At 60.1% G+C, this 21,915-nt stretch carries 1 protein-coding gene and 1 tRNA gene (1 of these 2 running past the window's edge); one reads left to right on the top strand and one right to left on the bottom strand.

Annotated features, from left to right (window positions below; genetic code table 11):
* Positions 1-16: 16 nt before the first annotated feature.
* Positions 17-88, top strand: a tRNA-Gly gene (locus ACQZAB_RS00470).
* Positions 89-588: 500 nt separating this feature from the next.
* Here the strand turns inward: ACQZAB_RS00470 and ACQZAB_RS00465 are convergent.
* Positions 589-21,915: the end of a PKD domain-containing protein gene (locus ACQZAB_RS00465; RefSeq protein ID WP_428386217.1), read on the bottom strand. It continues 21,741 nt past the right edge of the window; only the last 21,327 of its 43,068 coding nucleotides appear in the window; its start codon lies beyond the right edge, outside the window; the stop codon is at positions 589-591.

Here is a 21,915-nt window from a genome sequence, read left to right as displayed (position 1 = left end):
AGCTGTGAATTTGTCTGCGGGTGTAGTTCAGTGGTAGAACGTCAGCTTCCCAAGCTGAATGTCGCCGGTTCGAGTCCGGTCACCCGCTTTGGAAGACAAATCACGTACCGATCGCTAGTTAGCGAACTTGCTCTCGTCGAGTGGAGCGGCTCTGCAAGCCTTAAAAAAAGTAGTAGTTACCACTTTGGCTATGGAGACCGAACGGGACCCGATCAGCATCTACGAATTCTGTTCAATCTGACTTTCCGACCCTTCGTGTCCCGAGCTATCGCCTGCACAAACCCAGCAGCCAGGCGGTTGTTCGGATCAACGGCAAGGACTATTTTCTGGGCCTGTACGGCAGCGACGCGAGCCGCCGGGCTTACGACCGGTGGTCGCCGGATGGTTGGCCGGCCACCGCCACACGCCGAGTCCGACCCGCAAGGCGGCAGCTCAGGAGCTGGCCATCTGCGAACTCGTGCTGGCCTACCTGCGTTTCGCCCAGACCTACTACGCCAAGAACGGCCGCGTGAGACCGGGGGCAGGTCACCTGCTGCTCTTGCAAGGGATCACGCGTGTGGGGTGGTAGGTGCCTGGTATGTTCTCGGCCTACTCGAATAGACCGAAGACGACCTCTGCTTGTGCTTCTTCGGGGTCCTGATTGTGTTGAGCGGGGAAGACATCGTCGTCGCTATTGTCCTGGCTGTTGAGCCAGTTCCATTGAGCGCGTTGTTGCAGGCGCGCTTGTTGCTGGCACGTCTGTGTCTGGGGTTGTTGGCTTTGCTGTGGGGTGCGTTGCCGCTGAGCGAGTGAGGTATCGGATTGCTGTGATGCACCCTCTCTGACGTTGATGCGGAGGCTGGTTGTGGTGGCCGTCCTGGAGACGCCTTGGCTTTGATTCCCTGAGGGCAGGGCTGGTGGTGGTACGGGCACCCCGTCGAAGCCGAAGTTGGTGGCGAGGAAGCTGAGGTCGGCGAGATTAATCTGGCCGTCGCTGGTGGCGTCGCCAGAGGCGTAGGAGCCTGGGTCTCCGAAGGAGAGGGCGAGGACGCTGAGGTCGATGAGATCGATGCGGAAGTCGAGGTTGAAGTCGCCAAGGCGGGTGCCGTAGATCTCTTCGACCCAGGTTCGGACATCGAGGCTAGAGACCGCGCCGTCGTTGTTGAGGTCGTAGGCGGGATCGGTCGCTCCGATGCGTGTTTCGAGGATGGCGAGGTCTTCAGCTGTGAGCGAGCCGGATCCGTTGAAGTCGCCGGTGCGTTTGTTGATGGTCTGGCTGATTCCATCGTCGAGCCGGGCGCCTTCGTCGTTGGTGACGGTGGCCGGGTTGATCACGAAGAGGTACTCGCCATCGGCGAGCGCTTCGTCGGGGGTTAGCATTGCGGTCGTGCGGTCTGGGGACAGCGTGATTGTGACATCGACGGCGTTCGCGTTGTCATCGAGCAGGCGGATGGCGTTGAGGCCGAGGTTGACCGGTTGTGAGAAGGCGACGGTGATCTGCTCGATGGATGATCGCTGTGGATCGCCGTTGTTGATGATCACGTTGTTGACGGCGGGCGCCTGGCCTGCTGAGACCGCGACCATCAGGGTTCGTGTGGTGGTAGCGCCGTCGGCATCGATGACACTGACGGAGACGGCGTAGACACCTGCGATGTCGAAGGCGTGGGATACGTTCGTTAGATCGGTGCCCGACTGGCTTGTGCCGTCGCCGAAATTCCAGTTGTAGGTGAGCGGGGTGTCGCCGGGGTCGGTCGCGGAGGCGGCGAAGGCGAGTGTCTGCTGCGATGAGCCCGAGGTGTCACCCGTGAGGCTGAGGATCTTAGGAGCGACGTTGTTGACTGTGATGGAAGCCGTTTGCGTGCTGGTTGCGTTGTTAGCGTCTGTCACGGTGAGTGTGACGTTGAATTGGCCTGCTTCCTTGTAGGTATGTTGCACATCCGTCAAGGCGGTATCGGTGATGATGGTGCCGTCGCCGAAGTCCCAGGTGAAGGTTAGAGCGTTGTCACCCGGATCGTTGGCTGCTGCAGAGAAGGACTGCGGAATACCTTGCGTGGCTGAGGTTGGGACATCGAGGTCGGTGATGGTTGGCACGACGTTGCTGACGGTGACCTGAAGGGTCTGTGTAGTGGATTCGCCTTGGTCATCGGTGACGGTCAGCGTGACGGTGTAGTTGCCGTTGGTTGCAAAGGTGTGTGTTGGGGACGTGAGATTCTGGCCTTCAATGATGGTGTTGTCGCCAAAGTTCCAGGCGTAGGTCAGCGGTGTTTGTTGGGTGTCTTCGGCGGCGGCGGAGAAGGTGAACGGCTGGCCTTCCTGTCCGGTGGTGTTGCCGGCGAGAGCGGTGATGACGGGTGGGGCGTTGGTTACGGTGACATCGCGCGTTGCCGTGGCGGTTAGGCCGAGTGCATTGGTGATGGTCAGTGTCACCGTGAATTGGCCGAGGTTGTTGAAGGTGTGGCTGGTGTTGGGCTGGCCCGTTGTGCCGTTTCCGTCGCCGAAGTCCCAGGCGTAGGTGTACCCGCCTGCCGCTGTTGTGTCGGTGATGTTCGCGATGAAGCTGGCGGTGCTGCCTTGTTCGGTGCCGGTGCATCCGGAGATGGAGACGGTGAGGCCTCCCAGATCGAATGAACCGATGGTGGCTGCCTGCGCGCCGGTTCCGGTGTTGCTGGTTACGGCGTTGGCGGTTTGGAAGACACGGATGTTGCCGGGGCTGAGTTGGTCGCTGTCATCGGCGTAGTGGTAGCGGTAGACGTTGTTGCCGAGTGCCTGCACTCGATCGATGGTGGCTCCGGTGATGGTTATGTCGTCGATGCCGATCGATGCCGGGTTGATGCCTTCGATGGCGTCCCAGCGGACATCCACGAAGCCTGGGTCGGTTGTTTGTAAAGCGCCGTTGGTTGGCTGGACGAGTGTGGCGGTTGGGGCCTCGGTTGGGCTGACGACGGCGAGTGGTTGTGTGCGTGCAGCGACGCGTTGATCGCCATCGATCAGGCTTAGGGAGACGGTGTAGTTGCCGGGTGTCTGGTAAGCGTATGTGATTCGAGCGCTACCGAGTGCTTGGGCTGTTCGAGTGATGGTGTCGCCGAAGAAGACCTGTGCCTGGCCGAAGTTGTTGCTGCTTGGCGTGGCGGATGCGATGGCGAAATCGGTTTGACCGTCGTTGTTGAAGTCTGCGTTGGCTGATAGCGGCAGGCTTGCGAGCTCGGGGATGCTGGTGGGAGCGGCAAGGACTTCGATCAGTTTCTGACTGCTTGGCTTGTTGCCGCCTAGTGCGAGGTAGGTGCGTGTTCTGCCGTCAGAGGTATTGGACTGTACGAGCAGGTCTGCAAAGCCGTCGGCATTGACATCGCCAGCGCGTTGGATGTCGAAGCCGAAGTTCGTGACGGTCTCCGGGGCGTCGAACGAGAAGGCGGGCTGCTCGTTGATCGACCCGTTGTTGGTTCCCAGGAAGATATCGATGCGGCCGCCACGTTCGGAGTAGCTAGCGACGGCGAGGTCATCGATGCCGTCGGCGTTCATGTCTCCAGCAAAGGCTGCGTTGACGCCGGTTTCGAAGCCGGCGGTTTCCTGGTTGGTGACAATGATGGGTTGTGTGGATGGACCGGTGGGCCCGCCAAGGTAGATATAGCTTTCGTTGGGCGCGTTCGTTGCGAGACTGATGGCGATGTCTGCGTAGCTGTCTGCGTTGAAGTCGTTGCCGGCATCGACATTGACGTTGGTGAAGTCGCCTAGGTCGGCGATATCGATTGACCAGGTTGATTCACTCGAGAGACCGTTTGCGGTGCCGAGTTGGAGTGAGACAACTGGCGGTAGGGCTTGCGTGCCGAACCTGCCTTGGGTGATTTCTTGTGTGATGGTGATGAGGTCATCGAAGCCATCGGCATTGCTGTCGCCGGCGTCTTGGACTTCGATGATGTTTTCAACGATCTGCTGGTCTTCGAAGTTGACCAAGCCATTACCAGAGCCGGTGTAGATGTGGATGGCCCCGAAGACCGAGCGTGAGGTGATGGTGACGGTTCCGTCTGGGTTGACGGTCTGATCGAAGACGAGGCCGGATGCTCCGGGTTCGGTGACGACGACATCGTCGATGTTGTCGCCATCGACATCGAGTACGGCAATGGATGATGCGAAGCCGGCGTCGCCGTTGAAGCTGAGGAAGGTCTGTGATGGGCGTGTTGCGAGGCCTTCAGCGCTGCCTAAGTAGATGGAGAAGCCGGCGGATGCGTCGGTGACGCCTGGCGTGAGGCTGAAGCCGACGATGAGGTCGTCGAAGCCGTCGCCATTGACGTCGCCTGTCGCGATCGACTTAGCGAATTGGTCGTTGGGTGTGGTTGGGGTGATGGATCTATCGGGGCTCAGGCTGTCGAGGCTTTGCGGGTTCTGAGCGAGGTTGAACTGCTCAACGGTGCCGTCGCCGAAGTCGACTTCGAGGATGAGATTGCCAGCGTCACCGGTGAATGTGCGCGTGGTGTCGATGGCGGTGATGTCGAGATCGAAGTTGGTGTTTGGTGTGAGGCCTTGTGGGTTGTTACCGACGACGATATCGAGTTGCGGCTTGAGGTTTTGTGATGCGAGGTTTCCGGAGAGGTTGAGCGGGCTCCAGACGCCGACGACGAGCTGATCGAGGAGTAGGGTGCCCGTGCTGTCGAGGTTGACGCCTGCGTCGTAGCGGTTGCTTTGTAGTTCGAGGTTGCGGGCGACGATATTACCGGTTGCCTTAACGTTGAGGCCGCCATTGGCGAGTAGAACGTTCTTTAGTTCTACGGAGCCGACGTTGTTGATATCGAGGCTGCCGGTGCCGTTGATCGATGCGTTGATCTGTCGGGCTTTGGTGTTGAGGTTGACGCCGTTGAAGGTCTGGAGAGTCAGGAGGTCGGCGGTCAGCAGGGTGTTGTCGCTGTTGATGATGGACGGGGCGTTGAGTAGCAGCTCGAAGGCGCTTATGGCGGGCTGGCCGTTTACTGCTGAGGCGTTGGTTTGATCGGCGTTGGGGAAGATGGGGTTGGATAGGGCTGCGGGCAGCTGGATGGACTGCTCTGCGTTGATATCGAGTTGGCCGGTCGTGGCGAGGGAGGCGTTGTTGCCGAAGATCACGTCGAGCCCGCTGAAGACGAGGTCGGCGGTGGTTGTGAGTGGGCTATCGATGAAAATCATGCCGTCGGTGATGAATTCGGTGATCTCGTTGTTGTCGAGCATCTCCTGCGTGACGAGCAGGTTGCTGTTGGTTTGTGTGACGAGCTCGCCGAGCCAGTTGGAGGTTTCTGCGGTGAGGTTGAGTCCGGCGAAGGCCTGGATGGTCTGGGTATTGATGTTGCTGCCTGTGATGGCTTCGGCGATATCACGGGCCGCGTTGATCGTGACGGTATTGGCCGTGTTGATGCCGGAAACGAGGACGTCGCCGAGGAGGCTTGTTGCATCGACCGTGAGGCCTTCGATGTCGCTGAGTAAGAGATCGCCTTGGGTGGTGAGGTTGACGGTGCCGCCGGCTTGGGTGGCGACATCGACCTGTTTGTTGGCGTTGCCGATGTCGAAAATGGTGATGTCGCCGGAGCCGAAGTCGTTGGCGGTGATGGCTTGGGCGTCGGTGATGATGTTGATACCGCCGTAGGCGTTGGCCAGGATGCTCTGGGCTTGGACGATACCTGAGGTGCCGACGATCTGGCCGAAGTTGGCGAAGAGGTTGACGTTTTGTCCGAAGACGGAGCCGCCTAGCAGTTCGATGCCAAGTTCGGAGGTGAGTGTGATCTCGTTGGAAGCGATCATCTCGCCGGTGGAGCTGATGGTCTCCAGGCTGGTTAGGCGGACATCGGGGGCGATGAGGCGTAGGTTGTCGTTGAGGCCGTCGATGCGGAAGCCTGAGAAGTCGATGAAGTCGCTGGCTGCGTAGCCTTCGGCGACGATGCCAAGGACGCCGGTCTGCTCGATGAGTACGGGCTTGAGGACCTGGCCGTTGTGTTCGTACTCGTTGTATTCATCGGGGAGCACTTCGACGACCTGATCGGTGTAGGTGGTTGGGTCGACGTAGCTGATTGCGTTGGCGGGGACTTCCCGGAAGACCGGGTTGAACTCGAGGAGTCGGACGACGATGTCGCCTTGGGCGAGTTCGGGTGTTGTTTCGCCTTCGAGCAAGACGTAGACGTTGGCGTTGCCGGTGTTGAGTTGGCTTAGTGCTTCGGCGAGTGAGACGACCTCGGCTGTTGCGGGGGTGTCACCGATGGTTGTGAACATCTGCTGTGCGGCGGTCTGTCCGTCTGGCTGGCCTTGGAGGAAGGCGATGGGGTCGTCGGTATCGAGGAGCAGGCGACCGTACTGGTCGGTGACGTCGAAGATCGGGTTGGTGATCTGGGTCTGGTAGGTGGTTCCGTCGTCTGGGCGCGTTTCGGTGCGTGTCTCGGTGGTGGTGCCTGTTAGTTGTGAGATCGAGTAGGCGAAGTTATAGGCGTAGAAGTCGTTGATGACATTGTTCTGCCATCTGTAGGCGTCGTCGGTTTGGCGATCGATGTAGAAGGTCTCTTCGAGTTCGGGGTTGACGAAGACGGTGTCCTGCCAGAGGTAGAAGCGGTCGTTCGAGCGGTCGTCGGTGTCGCCGGCTTCGACGTCGTCGGCGGCGCGGTAGTAGAGCTCGTTGGTGACGGTGTTACGGTAGACCTGGTAGCCGGAGTTGGCTTCACGGACGATGGGATCGCCTTTGGTCTGGGTTTCTTCCTGATCGAAGTCGGTTCCATCGGTGAGTTCGAGGTTGAAGGTCTCTAGGTTGACTTCGCTGAAGAGCTGTCCGGCATCGATGGCGATGCGTGTGGTTCCGCCAGATGCGGTACGTGCTGCGTTTAGTTGCTGCTCGATGTTGGCCTGCTGGGTTTCGAGTGCGTCGAGCTGTGCCTGGAGGGCATCGAGTTCGTCCTGGCTGGTCTTGAGGCGGTCGCGATAGGCGGTGACTGTGCCGGCGAGGACGTTGTTGGACTGGACGATCTGCGTTTCGAAGATCTGCCCGAGGCTGGCTAGTTGTAGGGATTGATCGCCGAAGAGGTTGCCGGCGAGATTGAAGCGATCGGTATCGATCTGGAGGATGTTGGTATCGATCTGCGCCTGGAGTGAGGCTTCCTGGAGGTCGAGTGAGAGCAGGTCGTTGTTGGACTGGTCGATGGTTGTGAAGAGGTTGGTGTTTTGGCCATCGAGGGTGTTGCGTTCGGTGAAGAGCGCATCGCGTAGTCCGGTTTGGACCAGTATCTGGTCTTGCGCGGTTTCGAGTTGGGTCTGGAGGCCTGATCGCGTACCGATGAGATCGGCGTTGATGGCGATGAGGTTTGGACGTTCGTTGAGTTCGAGTTGATCCAGCAGTGTCTGGTAGGTGGCTTCACGCTGGGACTGTGTGCCTTGGAGATCGGCGAGTTGGCCTTGCAAGCCGGAGATGGCGTTATCGAGCAGGTTGAGTTCCTGGTCGCCGAGTGTCTGGGCGTTCTCAAAGATGACGACGTACTGGGAGAGTTCTTCGTCGAGGTTGGCTTGCTGGCTGTTCAGGTTGTTGAGCTGCTGGTTGAGTGCGTTGAGCTCGTCGCTGATGAGTATTTCGCGTGCTGTTTGGAGGTCGTTGATCTGGGCGTTGCGCTGAGCGCTGACCTGGTCTCTTGTAGTTGTCAGGTTGCCTATTTCGGCGTCGAGGCGTTGGGTTTCGTCCTTGATGAGCTGCTGTGCCTGCTCGACGTAACCCGAGCTGCTGTTGTCGTACTCGTCCTGCAGCTGCTGGATCTCTTCCAGCGTTGGGGCGTTGTTGAAGACGAATTGTGCTTCCTGTGGAAGGCGTTCGGGGGCCTGAATAAGGAGGTTTTCCAGTTGCGAGATCTGCGAGATAAGCAGGTTTCGCTGGAAGATCAGGACGGGGTTGGTTCCGCCGCCGACCGGGTTGCCGCCGCCTTCGGCGATGCGTCGTTCGATGTCGGCGAGTTGGATGTTGAGATCAATCAGCGAGTTCGGGCCGAGTTCGGCGAGGTAGTTGGCGAAGTCGCGGCTGATGACTTCGGTGTATTGGTCGCGGATGTTGCGGAGGTCGAGATCGAGCTGCTCCGGGGAGTTGGCACCTCGAGCTTTGTTGATGTCATTGAATGCGGCGATCGAGAGATTGCGTAGGTTGGTGAGCTCATTGATCTGCTGGAGGAGTTCGGGGTCGCCGCCTGGCTCCACGTTGACGATGAAGTCGGTGAACTTCTTGGAGTAGATGCCGGACTCGAGATCGAGTTGTAGGAGGGCGGCCTGGAGTTCAGAAGCGTTGGTGATATCGGGCAGCGGGAGCAGTGCCTCGTAGGCGCTGGTGGTCTGGTCTAGCAGTGTGTTGAGGTCTTGCAGCTGTGTCGTGAGCTGCGACACTGTGGTGTTCGGCAGGCGGTTGACGAACTGAGCGAGTTCGGAGGTGAGGACTTGTGTGAACGGTGCGAGAGCTCGGAAGCTGTCATCGAGCTGTGTGATGGTGCTGGCTTGATCGACAACCTTGACGGCTGTGAGGGCCTCCGAGACCAACTGGATGCTTGCGTTGACTGCGTCGAGGTCTTGCTGGATCTCGTCGATAGGCCGTGCGTCTATGTTCTTGAACTCGACGAGGAGGTCCTGGAACTCTGAGCTGAGGTTGTCGCTGACATCGAGGAGGTTGTTGAGGACGCCGCCGATCTGATCGAACGGGGTGTTGAAGATGGACGCGACGAGGTTGCGTGTGGTCTGGGTTTCTGTGATCTGGGTTTGCAGCTGATCGATCTGGCCGAGGAGGCTGACCCAATCGACGGGGAAGAGGTCTTTGAAGATGGGGGTGAATTCGCTGGCGGTGAGTTGGCTTAGGTTGTCGCCAAGGCCCAGCAGAGCGGTTTCGAGCTGGTCGGTCGTGGCTTCACGGAGTGCGAGTACGGCGTCGATTTCTGTGACCAGGGCTGAGTTGGATGCGATATCGACATCCAGTTGGGCGATTTGCGCGGGTAGCGTGTCGATGGTGATCTGGAGGGTATCGATTTGTGCCTGGAGGATGCCGATCTCGCCGTTGGGCAGATCGAGTTGACGCTGAATGGCGGCTTGCTGGACGCCAAGGGTTTCGATCTGCTGGTCGGCGTTGGATCGCTGGGTGGAGAGTTCGTCGCGTAGGGAGGCCAGCTGGGGATTGGTGAGGGTGGTTAGATCGAGTGCTAGGAGGGCGGCGATATCGAGTGCGAACGTGCCTTCGCCGGCACCCGTGGGCTCGTCGAAGTTGCTGCGGTTGGCGATTTCTTCTGCGACGTTGTTGAGGATGTTGCTGAGGTCGGTGCGGAGCGTCTGCTGCGTCTGGATGTCGCTGATGACGTTGGCGAGGTCAGCGTTTAGCTGATCGATGTTGCCTTCGAGGGTGAGAATGCGGTCGGTGTTGCTTGCGATGGCGTTTTCGGCGTCGCGGATGGTCTGGAGCAGGCCATCTCGTTCGGCGAGCAGGGTGATGTACTCGGGCAGCTGGATCAGGCTGGTTGGGATCGTGGCCTGTTGCGTGAAGAGGGTATCGAAGGAGGCGAGTTGCTCGGTGAGTTGCAGTTGCTGGAGGGCGAGCGGTGTGGCGAGCAGGCTCTGGAGTGCTTGTTGATCGAAGATATCGAGAGCGTCTTGCTGTCCGGTCTGGCGGAGGTCTAGTTGGCTGGTGAGCCGGCTGATCTGGTCGCGGAGTTCGGACTGTTGACGTGTGTTGGCTTCGAGGTCTTGCAGGAGTTGGGCGCGAAGGCTGTTTAGCCTTGGTACGACGTTGATACCCGTACGGTCGGTGCTGCTGTCGAGGATGTTGACGTCGTCGAGGCTGTCGAGGCTGATATCGGATAGGGCGGCCAGGTCGCCGCCGAGGTTGATGGCGAAGGCGGCCGAGATGCGGAGTTGATCGGCGACGATGCTAACGGCTTGACCGAAGGTGTTGATGCCCTGTTCGGCGTTGATTTCGATCAGTCCGGCTGCGTCGACGTTGCCGCTTAGGGTGACGTTGCGGCCGGCGACGTTGATATCTCCTGTGGCTACGAGGGCGTTGTGCTGGCCATTGTTGGTGATAAAGATGTCGCCAGCATTGACGGCGAAGTCGAGATTGGCGGCGGTTGCTGTGCCGACAACGAGCCCGCCAACACTATCGATAAAGGTGGTTGCGAGTGGCGCGTGGATGTTTTGTGCCACGAGTCCGGGGGTTGCGGCGCCGATGCCGTCGATATCACTGATATCGACCATGGTGCCTCGTGCGGAGAAGACGTCGAGCAGGGTATCGACGGCGGTGCTTAGGTTTAGAATGCTTCCGCCGGCTTCGATGGTGAGTGAGCCGCCACGGATATCGGGGTCTGCGTTGCCTTGGCCGGTGACTTGGCCGTCGGCGATGAGCTGGACGGCAGTGAAGGATGTGATCGGCTTGCTGAGCGTGAAGAGCGCGACGGTTTCGTCGATGGCTTCTTGTGTGGTGTCGGTCTCAGCATCGGTTTCGTTGATGGGTAGACCGATTCCCTCGGGGAGATCGGCCTGTCCGGCGGCGTCACCGGTGTAGACGGTATCGATGATTGTGAGGACACGGTTGTAGAGCGTCTGGGCGACGGCGGCGGTCATGTCATCGGCTGCGCCATCGGTGGTGAATCCGCTAAGGACGATCGCGGCGAGTTCTTCGGCTTCGGGCAGTGTGAGCTCGATGAAGCGGGTGGGCTCGGGTGCGCCTTGGAGTGTTTCTTCGGTGATGAACGTTTCGGGGATGCCTGTGGTATCGATCTGTCGAAGAACGGCGTTGAGCATGTCGAGTCGGACGACGTTGGCTTCGGCGTCGGTGCTGGCGTAGGCCCCGCCATTGATAGCGATCACGTTGATATCGCCAGCGGTGCTGGTGAGTGCAATGCTGTTGGGCTTGGATAGGGTTTCGGTTGGGTTCTGGGGATCGGGACCGACGTACCAGTCGGTGATGAGGGTGATGCTTTGGGCGGTGATGTCGCCGGTGTTGGTGATATCGATATCGCCGTTGAGCACCGTGATGTCGGTCAGCGTCAGGATGGCGGAATCGTTGTTGATGATCAGGTTGCCGGGTGCGTTGATACCGAGTGTGAGCGCGTTGAGGCTGGTGTTGAGTTCGACCGAGCCGAGCGCACTGAGCGTGAGGCTGTCGGCGATGAGTTGACCGGCGTTTGTGAGACCGCCTTGCGTGGTGATGACGATATCGCCGGTGGAGGAGGAGCCGATATCGCCGAGTAGGGTTGTGGTCGGTCCGCCGTCTGCCGATGCGATAGTGATGTTGATGGTTCCGGCATTGCCAGCCTCGATATTGTCGAGCGAGGTGTCGCTGGCTGCGATCAGGTCGATGTTTCCGTTGGCGGTTTCGAGGCGGATGACTTCGAGGTCTGTGGTGTTGAATGGGGCGAGCAGGTCGGTGAGTTCGAAGTCCTGGAGGAAGATATCGCCTGTGCTTGTCACGCGGGCGTCGATGCGGGCGATGGCTGTGTTGTTGAGATCGAGGCCGGCGGCAGAGCGTGCGAAGAGGGTGTTGGCGACGATGCGTCCGGCAGAGGTTGGGACCGGAGCAGTGGGGTCGTCGCCTGGCGCGTCGACGTCTGCGCCGTCCTGGGTGATTTGCCCGCTGATGGCGAGGAGGTCGATGTTTGCGGCTTGCAGGGTGCTATCGAAGAGGACGATGTCGCCAGCGGTGCTGCCTGCTTCGAGTGTGATGGTGCCTTCGCTGTCTGCGACTTCGAGGAGTGAGCCGATGGAGGGTGTTCCGGGTTCGGCATCGGCGGGCAAGAGGTTGATGTCGCCTGTTTGTGAGGCGCCTTGGCCTGCGCGGGCTTCGATGGCTTCGCCGGCGGTGAGTAGTGAGGTGATGAGCAGGTCGGTGCCGGCTAGGGCTTGGATGGTTCCTTCGGCGTCGAGGGCTGCATCGATGTTGAGCGTTGTGCCGCTGGTGATGATGACGTTGCCGGTGGTTGTCGGTGAATCTGCCTCGGTGCCTGTAGCGATGATCGTGGCGGTTTCGCCAAGCGTGACGGTGCCGAGGTCTGCGGTGAGGATCACGTCGGATGCTGCGGTGAGTGTTACGACGTCACGGAGTTGTGGGTTGACCGGTGTGTCTTTGCCGACTGTTAGATCGCCTGACGTGCTGGTGATACGGATTTCGCCGTCGTCTTGGGCGGCTGTGATGCTGCCATCGATGAGGGCGTCGCCGCCGGCGTTGATGACGACGTTACCCGAGGCGGTGATCATGTCGAGATCGAAGATGGCGAGATCGACGGGGCCGTCTGGTGTGACAGTTTCGCTGGACCATTGCAGAGTCTGCTGGATGACCGGTTCGTAGCTCCAGTTGGTGATCTGCTCGAGTTTGATGACGGGGACGGTGCTTTCGACGGTGGCGTAGCGTGGGCGTCTGCCTTCGATGTCTTGTGCCTGGGTGAAGACGCGGTAGGTGATGTCGGAGCGGATGTCTTCGACGTCCTTCCAGTCGGTGGTCATCTTGTAGATGGCGTCGCGGAATGTTTCGTTGAAGGTCTGGACGTTGCCCCAGGCGGGTTCACGTTCGTAGACGGCTCTGAGCTCGACGGAGGCGTCGAGGTCGTTCCAGAGCCCGCCATCCCACATGTTGAGGTAGTCCTCGTCGTTGAGGTCGTTGGGCTCGTTGGGTGCGAAGTTGGAGTATCCGCTCCAGGCGCTGGCGCTTCCGCCGGCGATCCAGTCGAGTGTCCAGGCGTTGTGCGAGGTGCCGAGGACGTTGTAGCCGCCTAGCCAGACCGAGAAGTTGATCAGGCTGTCGACGAGTGCGTTTTCCTGGGCGTCGTTGATGGTGACGAGGTGGTAGTCGTTGAGCCAGGAGATCTGGCTGGGCAGGTCTCGGGCTTCGAACCAGGTGTAGGAGCCGTTGGAGACGTAGTAGTCACGGCCTTCGAAGATGCGGCCTTCGGCGGTAGAATTCTGATTTCTTGGTGTGCTTGAGATTTCCTCAAGATTGACGCCGTGTTCGACGGGCAGGAGGTTGTTGCCGACGTTGCGTTGGCCGTAAACGAGTCGGCCGTTGACATCGACGCCGAACTGCCAGTTACCGACGAAGCCGGAGGTATTTCCGGAGGCATTTACGCTGCCTGGGTCGTTGAAGTCCCATTCGACGTCCCAGGGTGCTTTGACAGATCGATCGACGGTGTTGAGGGCAAGCGGGTTGGCGACGATGTCGTTGCTGAAGAAGTTGTCGTAGAGCTGTACGGTTCCGAGGAGTTCGATGGTGTCTGCATCGCCTAGGAGCAGGGCGTTGTTGATTTCGTAGAAGCCCCGGTAGATGTCCTGGACGAAGGGTAGTTCGATGGCGTTGTGTTCGCGGCCGTCGTTGATGCTGAACTGCTGGAAGGCGGTCAGCGGCTCGTCCCAGTTGGCGGAGGGGGTGTCGAGGTAGTCGACGACCCAGCCGCCTGGGATGCTGCCCTCGAGGCTGGTGTTGGCGTCTCGGAGTATGTTGGTGTACCAGCGGTCGCCGTCCTGCGGGTTCGAGGGCTGTCCGGTCTGGTAGGCGGACCATTGCTGGGTGTATTCGATCTGAGCGACGTTTCGGACCTGACCGACGACTTCGTCGTAGGTTTCGACGTTGCCGACGTATTGAAGGGTCTTGTCGTCGGGGCTTGGGTCGGTGTTTCCGAAGGCACTGACAGTGTAGGTGTCCCACCATTCGATGGGGGCTCTGAGTGCGATGGGTGTGCCGTCGTCGAGGGTTTCGTAGCGGAAGTCTCGGGTCTGGCCGGTGGTATCGACCTGCCAGAGGGCGACGGTGGGTGTTCCTTCGAGGTTGCGGTTGATCTGGCCGAAGCCCTTGTTGGTGCTGTACTGTTTTTCGTAGCCGGTATCGAGCAGGATCTGATCCATACGGCCGAAGAGGCTGGCGATGTAGTTGGGGCTGTTGACGTCGCCGTAGCTTGCGTCGTAGTCGACACCGGCGATGAAGGTGTCTGCCTGCAATGCTTCGAGGGCGGGCTGCAGGGTGGCTTGATTGTTGGGGTCGTAGCCGTACTGGATCAGGATTTCTTCGGGCGGGGTGAACTGTTCGAGGTACTGGCTGGTGGTCCCGCCAACGCTTGGTGAATAGGTGGGGTCGAGCCAGAAGTCGAAGTAGGTCTTGGTGACTTCGTAGGTGGTGACTTCCATCCCGAGGAAGGAGGGATCAAAGGGCAGCGGGGTGGCGGTGAAGATGTCGTCGACGAAGGTTCCGGCGATGAAATTGGTTGTGCCGGACTGTTCGATCAGGATGCCGTCGAGGGTTGGTGCGAAGGCGCTAGTGGCCATCGCAGTATTCATCAGGTTGACGGTGTCGGCATCCAGGTTGCCTGCGACGGTGAACTGGAAGGAGGCGTTGTCTGCGATCTGGAAGGTCGCGGGGGATGCGAGCAGGTCGAATCGTGATGTGCCGTCAAAGACATCGGTGAAGAAGAGGTTCGGGCGTGTGGATGTGACGGTGCGTTTGAAGCCGGAGAGCATCGCGACGTCGAAGACGCGGCGTGCGGAGTTTTCTTGTGCGTTGAAGCCGTCGTAATAATCGAGGATGGCGTTGAGGCGTTCGGTGTCGGTGAGATCGGACCAGGCCTTGCCTTCGACGGGCTGAACGACGTCGTCTGCGAGGAAGAAGAGGTCGTTGCGGATGATGTCGAGGGTTTGGGCGACGGTGAGTGAGATACCGACGAGGTCGGCTTCGGAGTTGGCTAAGGAGAAGGCTGTGGGGAGGCTTAGCGGCTGTCCTGTGAGAAGGTCTAGTGGTGTGCTTTGGAGCGCGGCGAGGTAGGTGGATGGCGAAGCGCCTTCGGCGATGGTCAGGATCTCGTTGATGTCCTGGGCAACGAGTTCTTCGACCAGCACGATGTTGTCGTAGAGGCCATCGATCTCGTTGATGGGCGTGAATACGCCGAGTTCTGTCTGGACGAGCAGGTCGCTGGGCCCGAAGCTGCCGGCTTTGCCGTCCCAGGAGAGGTCGGAGACGTTGAAGTCGACACCTTCGATGAATTTCTCGCGAAAGACTTCGTTGCCGTTGCTGTCGATGTAGACGTAGCCGTCCTGGAGGAGTCTGATCTCCATGGAGGCGAATTCGCTGCCGATCTTGACCTTGTCGAAGCCGATCTGTTCGGTCGTGATGGTCGGGATCCAGTAGTAGACGGGGCGGAGGATGAAGCCGTCTTCGACGCGTTGGAATCCGGTGACCTCGTCGACGAAGACGGGCTCGTAGCTAATGAACGGTTCGGCGAATTGCAGATCGTCGTTGGCGTCGTCGTCGTAGGCCTGGAGGGCGACTTCGCCGGGCGCATCGAGCGTGGCATCGCCTGGGAGTGGTGACTCGAATCCGGCCGCGACCTTGCCTTCGGCTGCGACGACGATGGAGCCGGTGATATCGGTGAGGCCGGCGTTGAGGTCTGCGTGGCCGGCAGAGAGGATTTCGCCACGGACCAGGATGTGGCGATCGGCATTAAGTGTTGCGCTCGAGCGGATGGTCTCGGCGAGATCGCTGTGGTCGTCGTCGACGGTGACGGTACCCCAGACGTTGATGTCCTGGCCTGTCAGGTTGACCTGGCCCATGGCTGAGACGAGAGCACGGAAGAAGTAGATCTGGCTGCGAGCGATGAAGAGGTTGCCATCGGTGCCGGAACCTGTCGCGCTGAGGTCGACGGAGCTGGCGGGGTCGCGGGCGATGATCACGCTCTCATCGAGGGCCCAGACGTTTGTGCCTGTGATGGTGATGTTGTTCTGTGCGTTGATCAGTGCATCGGTGCGTGCGTAGATGTCGCCGGCGAGCGAGGTGATGTTGATTGAGCCGGTATCTACGGCGGCTTCGCCGGTATCGGTCATGTAGACACGTCCGACCATGCCGTGGATTTCGACGTCGGAGTTGCCGGTGATAAGGATCTGGCTGCCGTCGGCGGTGGTGTTGATCACGCCGCCGCTTTGTCGGACAGGCAGGTTGACCATGATCGGGCCGGTTGTGGCTTGTGGGGTTGCGCCGGTGACGGGTGCTCCGGTATCGATGGGGCTGCCGCCTGTGACGGGCGATTCGAGTGTGGCTGGATTGACGGTGACGCGAGCTCCACCAAGGACGGGCGTATCGATCGGCGAGAGGGGGGTGCCGTCCTCGTTGATCTGCTGGCCGCGCTCGTTGATGAGGAAGCCGTCGGTATCGATCAGGTTGCCCTGATCATCGATGAGGTTGCCGTACTGATCGGTGAGGTAGTCGGTGCCATCGATGTCGATGCTGCCACGGATCGCGCCGACGCCATTGAGCAGGGTGCCTGAGCCGTTGATTAATAGGCCGTCGCTGTTGACACGGAATCCTGCGCTATTGATGAGGTTACCGGAGGGATTGCCGGAGCCGTCGTCTTCCAGCAGGTTGCCGTTGGCGTCGACACGCTGGCCGAAGAGATTTACGGCCTGGTCGGCGAGGTTGAGGTAGTTGCCGTCGGCATCGACGCGGTAGCCGAAGACGTTGATGCGATCGCCGTTGGCATCGAGACGGACGCCATCGAGATCGACGACGAAGCCCTGGTCGTCGAGTGTCTGGCCGATGTCATCGACGAGGAAGTATTCGCCATTGACCTGGAGCTCGAGCAGGCGGCCATCACGATCGACGGTGACGGTGTTGTTGTCGTCGTCCGTGGTGAGGAAGACTGCACCGCGTCCGAGGATGGGGTTGCCGTTGCTGTCGATGCGTAGTTCGGGCGTGACGTCGTCGCCTTGGAGCTCGACTTCGCCAAGGCCGTTTAGGCGAAGGAGGAATCCATCGGCATCGATCGGCCGTGCCCCGAGGTCGATGGTGTATGCGGCTGATCCGCCATTGTCGGTTGGGAAGACCTGTGTCACGGTGTCGAAGCTGAGCTTTGTAATCAGGACACTGACCGGGTCGGTGGTTGTGCTTTCGAGGGCGACTTCGGCTCCGGCTTCGACGCTGCCAGAGACGAGCAAGAGGCCGTTGGTGGTGGTGAGCGAGGCTGTTGAGGCGTCGTCGGCGAGTTCGATTACACCGGTGATGGTGATGTCGCCATCGGTGTTGAGCGTGAGCTCGCTGAGAGCGCCTGGCGAGGGTGCGGTTACGGCGTTGGCGTCGCCTCGGACGAAGCTGGTCTCACGGATTTCGAAGGTACCGGAGGCGTTGAGGACATCGATATCAACGAGCCCGGTAGCCTGGATCTGGCCTGAGCGCTCGATGGGGTCACCTGCTGAGGTGGCGTTGCCGTTAAAGACATCGAGGCTGTTGGCTGTGTCGCTTCCGCCGAGGATGACAGAGGATTCGGCGGTGATGGTGACACCGGCGTTCTCGCCGATCCAGAGGAGCTCGGGATTGTCGGTGTTTCGTTCTCTGGCCGCACCTGCGTAGATCGCTCCGAGGATGTTGACGTTGTCGGCGGTCAGTTCGACGACGCTATCGGTGCCAAACGCGAGGATCTCGCTGGCGAAGTCGAGGGTGATGTCATCCGTTCCGGCATCGAGGACCACGGCGCCGCTTGCGGAGAGTTGTGAACCCTGGAGGTAGGTCTCCCCGGCGGTGAGATCGGGGATTTCATCGCCTGTGACATCGAAGCCTTCGGAGCCGACTGTGATCAACTGCGAGGCAACGGTGATGCCTGGGGCGTTGACCCGGATTTCTTCATTGGGATTGGTGAGCAGCCCGCGCTGTTCGGTTGGGAAGACGAAGGTTTCGACTTCACCGGCGGAGATGGAACCGAGGAGCTCGAAGGCGATCGGGTTATCGATCAAGACCGAGCCGAAGGCATCGACGTCGCCCGTGATGATGGTGTTGATGGCAGCGTTAAAGACGACTTCGTAGGTATCTGGATTGGCCGGGTCGGGCGTGGAATTATCGAGATCGCCGGCGTTCTTGATGATGCCGAAGATGTTGAGGGTTTGGCCGGTGAGGACGATGCGTCCATCGGTTTCGATCCAGCCGCTTTCTTCGGTGAGGGTTACGTCGGATGTGGCAGATGTGATGAAGACATCGGCGGTAGTCCGTGGGTCGTCGGTCTGGAGAGCACCGATCGGGCCGTCGAGCAGGACTTCGTTGTAGCCATCGATGGTGATGGACTGGGCGTTGGCGGGATCGCCGTGGGTTCTGAGCCATGCGGTCTTGTTGAGGATGACGCTTTGGTCGTGGCCGGCGCCCATCGCAACGAAGCCGGCACCGATATCGATGTTGCGGTCGGCGACGATGATCCCACTGATCTCGAGTGTGTCGTCGGCGGTGATGATGACGTCGCCGTAGTTCGCATCGAACGGGTTGTTGTCACCGGCGATGAGATCTCCGCGTAGGTGACCGTTTTCGCCGAGATCGAGAATGATGGAGCCGTTGGTGGTCTCCATGATTCCGGACCAGTCGAAGTCGAAGGAGGTGAAGTCTCCGCCTGATACGCCTCGCATCACGATCTGGCTGTCGGATCGGACGCCACCTGCGATGTAGAGTTCACCGGCGTTCGATTCGGTCTCGAAAATGACTTGTGAACCGGCTGCGGTGGCGGTGATGTTGTAGGGCCTCTGGGTCTCGGCGACATTGCCTTCTGCGACGGTGTCGAGTCCGAGTAGTTCGATGTTTTGTGACACCAGGGGATCGGCGTCGAAGGGTGGGGTGTTCCAGGTCGGGAGGATCTGGAACTCGTACTGGCTGGTGAAGAGCAGTTTGCCGCGAAGGAGCTTGACCTGGATGATCGGGTCGGCTTTGCCGCCGGTGGTGACCGGGTCATCGGCGAAGTTGGCGGGGTCGAAGGGTGCTCCGGTTTGTGCGTCGAAATAGGTGCCGCCACGGAGCGCATTACGTAGGCCGTCGCCTGGGTCAAAGGTGACAGCGCCGTTGAGGGCATCCTGGATATCGTTGACGAGATCGCCGATGCCTTCGTTGTTGTTGTTTTCGAGGGTGATTTCGGCGGGGATGGTGACTTCGCCGACGATCTTCTGGGTGCCGAGGTTGACCCAGACAGTGAGCGTGACGTCCTCGGGGAGGATGCCGGTGTCTGTGGATCGATTGGCGACGATGCCTTCGTTGGGCATAGGCGCGAAGCCGAGGAGCGATTCGTTCTCGGAGGCGTAGTTGATGCGGAACGGGCGTTCGCCGACGAAGGTGATGCGTCCGTCTTCGGCAAGGGTGGCTTGCACGGTGGTGTCGCCTACGGCGGCGAGTAGCGCTGCGTTGAGATCGGCGATGAGATCGTTGATATCGGTGTTGCCGGTGGTGGCGGCAGCGGCGAGTGAGACGGTGTAGGCGGTCTCGGTGGTTTCGGTGTCTGCGATGAACAGTTGCAGCGTGACGTCGGCGGTTATGCCTCGGCTGGCTGGTAGTGGGTCGGCGACCAGGTGCTGGGTGGGAGGTGTGATGGTGGCTACGGCATCGGTGCCGATAGCAACGGAGGTGAGGCCGAGGAACTGGGCGCCAGTTGATTCGGAGGCATCGATGGTGAAGGTTTCGTCGCTAGAGAGGATGAGTCGGCCGTCGACGATGGTGGCGATGATGAATTGGCTGGCCGAGGAGGCAGTGGGTGTGGCTCCTGTTGTTTCGAAGACTTCGGCTTGCAGCAGGGCGGCTCGGATATCAGCGAGGAGCTCGGTGGGGCTCGCGTTGGTGTTGGTGTCCGAAGCGGTGATGTTGAGCGTGGCTTCAAGCCCACCATCGATGAGCAGCTTGAGGGTGACGTCAGATGGCACCTGGTTAGAAGCTGGGAGCAGGCTGTCTGCGGTGACCTTGTAGCCGGGTGTGTCGAGCGAGGAACCGAGTAGGCCAATGGCGAGGCCGATCTGATCAAGATCATCACCGGCCTGGCTGTCGATGGTAAAGAGGCCGTTGGAAACGAAGGTGATGCTTGGGGGTGGCGGGGTTTCGGTGCTTGAGCCGAGGTCGCCGGATAGGGCGGTGGCGCTGATCAGGTCGGCGAAGTTGAGACCGCTTGGGTGACCGGCAATCACGGTGGCCGCGAGGGCGTTGTTGATATCGATGACGAGGTCGCTGGGCCCGTTGTTGGCGGAGGTGCCGGCGATCTGGCCGTTGGTGGCGACGGCAAGGACGGTGACCGTGCCTGACCATGTGCCGAAGCCGTCGTTCACGGTGAGACGGAGGGTCAGGTCGTCTGTTAGGCGGCCATTGACCATGCTGTCTCGGACTTCGACCTGATGGCTGGGATCGTCACGGACTGCTTCGGTTTCCGGGTCGCCGATGGTGGTGAGGCCGAGAAGGTTGGCGTTCTCGGAAGTGTTCTGGAGGGCGAAGGCCTTGCCGGATGTGAGCACGATGCGATCGCCTCGGACTTCGGCGGTTATGTCACGGAGCTCGAACTGGATGAGGGCTTGATTGATGTCCTCTGCAAGGCCGGCGAGGGAGGTGTTTGTGAGTGTGTCGTCGCGGAAGATGGTGACGCTGGCGGTGGCGACGTTGTCGATGGTGCGCTCGGCGATGATCGGTAGGTCGGGGTTGATCTGTCCTGTGAGGATTTCCCAGCCGTCGTTGTTGTCGAGCGACTCGATGGTTGCCTGATTGGGATTTTCGAGGGCGATGACGATATCTAGGGTTACGTTGTCGGAGAGGACACCTGTGGTTGCGGCGGTTTCCGGGACGATTTCGAAGACGGAGGGTGGTCTTGTTGATGTGACATCGGTGCCTGCTGAAGCGGTGGCGTAACCGACGAGGTCGACGCTGGTGCTTGTGCCGAGGAGCGTGATGTCGAGGGTCTCGCTGACGAGGGTGAGGACGCCTGCTTCGACCTGGGCCTGGACATCGATACCGGCTGCGATCAGAGCGGCGGTGACGTCGGCTGCAAGATCGTCGAGTGTGGTGTTTCTTGTTGTGCCATCGCTGCCGTCGGTGGCGGAGCGGGGCACCGTGACACTGACCTGGTTAGTGATGTCGTCGCTATCGATTGCGGAGATATTGAGAGTGACGTCTTCCGGCAGGACACCTGTGGACCAGAGGTCGTAGGTGGCTGTGAGTTGGTGGATGCTGTCGGCTCGTGTTGCGTCTACATCGGAACCGGCTGCGACGGTGGTGAGGCCGAGTAGGCCGGCGTTGGTCGAATTCTGGCTGATGCTGAAGTCGTATTGGCTAACGAACTCGATGGTGCCGGCGTTGTCGCGGGCGAAGAGGTCGTTGATGCCGAACAGGGTCAGCTGGGTGTTGATGTCGTCAACGAGGTCTTGGGTGCTGACGTTGGTGGCGTCCGGGGCGATGGAGATGGTTTCGAAGCTGAACTCGCCGAGGCGGTTGATCTCCATCTGTAATTCGACGGTTGCTGCGAGGACCGGGCTGGCGGGTGTGGTGTCTGCGGTGAGTACGGCATCGAAGAAGATCTCGGTGGCCTGTTGGTCTTCGATGGCCTCGAAGCCCAGCATGGTCTCGTCTTGCGAGGCGGTGCGAAGGGTAAAGGATTCGGTGCCTGTGATGACGATGCGGCCGTCTTCGAGTGCGGCGGTGAGGTAGTCGCCAAAGGTCAGGCTGCCTTCGTAGCGTGGGATATCGGTGGCCCCGAATTTGGCGTTGAGGTCATCGACGAGGTCTTGCTGGGTGGTGTTGCCTGACGTATCTGCGGGGCCAAAGAGCACTGCGCCGAGGAGTGTGTCGTCGATATCGCCGGCATCGATGCGTATGACCAGCACGAGGTCACGGGGCAAGAGCCCGGTGGTGGGTAGCGGCTGTGATGCGGTTAGGGAAGCGACTTCGCGGAGTTCGGTGGTTTGCCAGTTGCCGCGTAGCCCGAGCTGATTGACGTTAGTGGAGGCGTCGGTGATTTCGAAGTCGAGGTCGTTGGTCTGGAAGACGATACGGCCATCGCGCTCGATGGCGTTGATGGCTGCGAAGGCACTGGCATCGAGGGCGTTGTTAAGGTCTGTCACCAGATCTGCGATGGAGAGATTGTTGGTGGTGTCGGCGGCGAGGAGGACAACGCTGCCGGTGATGGTTCCGCCTAGTCCGTCTTCGAGGACAAGGTCGAGGTTGATGTCTGAGACGAGCTGTCC

The sequence above is a fragment of the Mucisphaera sp. genome, from assembly GCF_965279675.1.
In the GTDB taxonomy this organism is placed as follows: domain Bacteria; phylum Planctomycetota; class Phycisphaerae; order Phycisphaerales; family Phycisphaeraceae; genus Mucisphaera.
The sequence above is the reverse complement of the archived record's forward strand: the minus strand, read 5'-3'. Positions and strand labels throughout refer to the sequence as shown.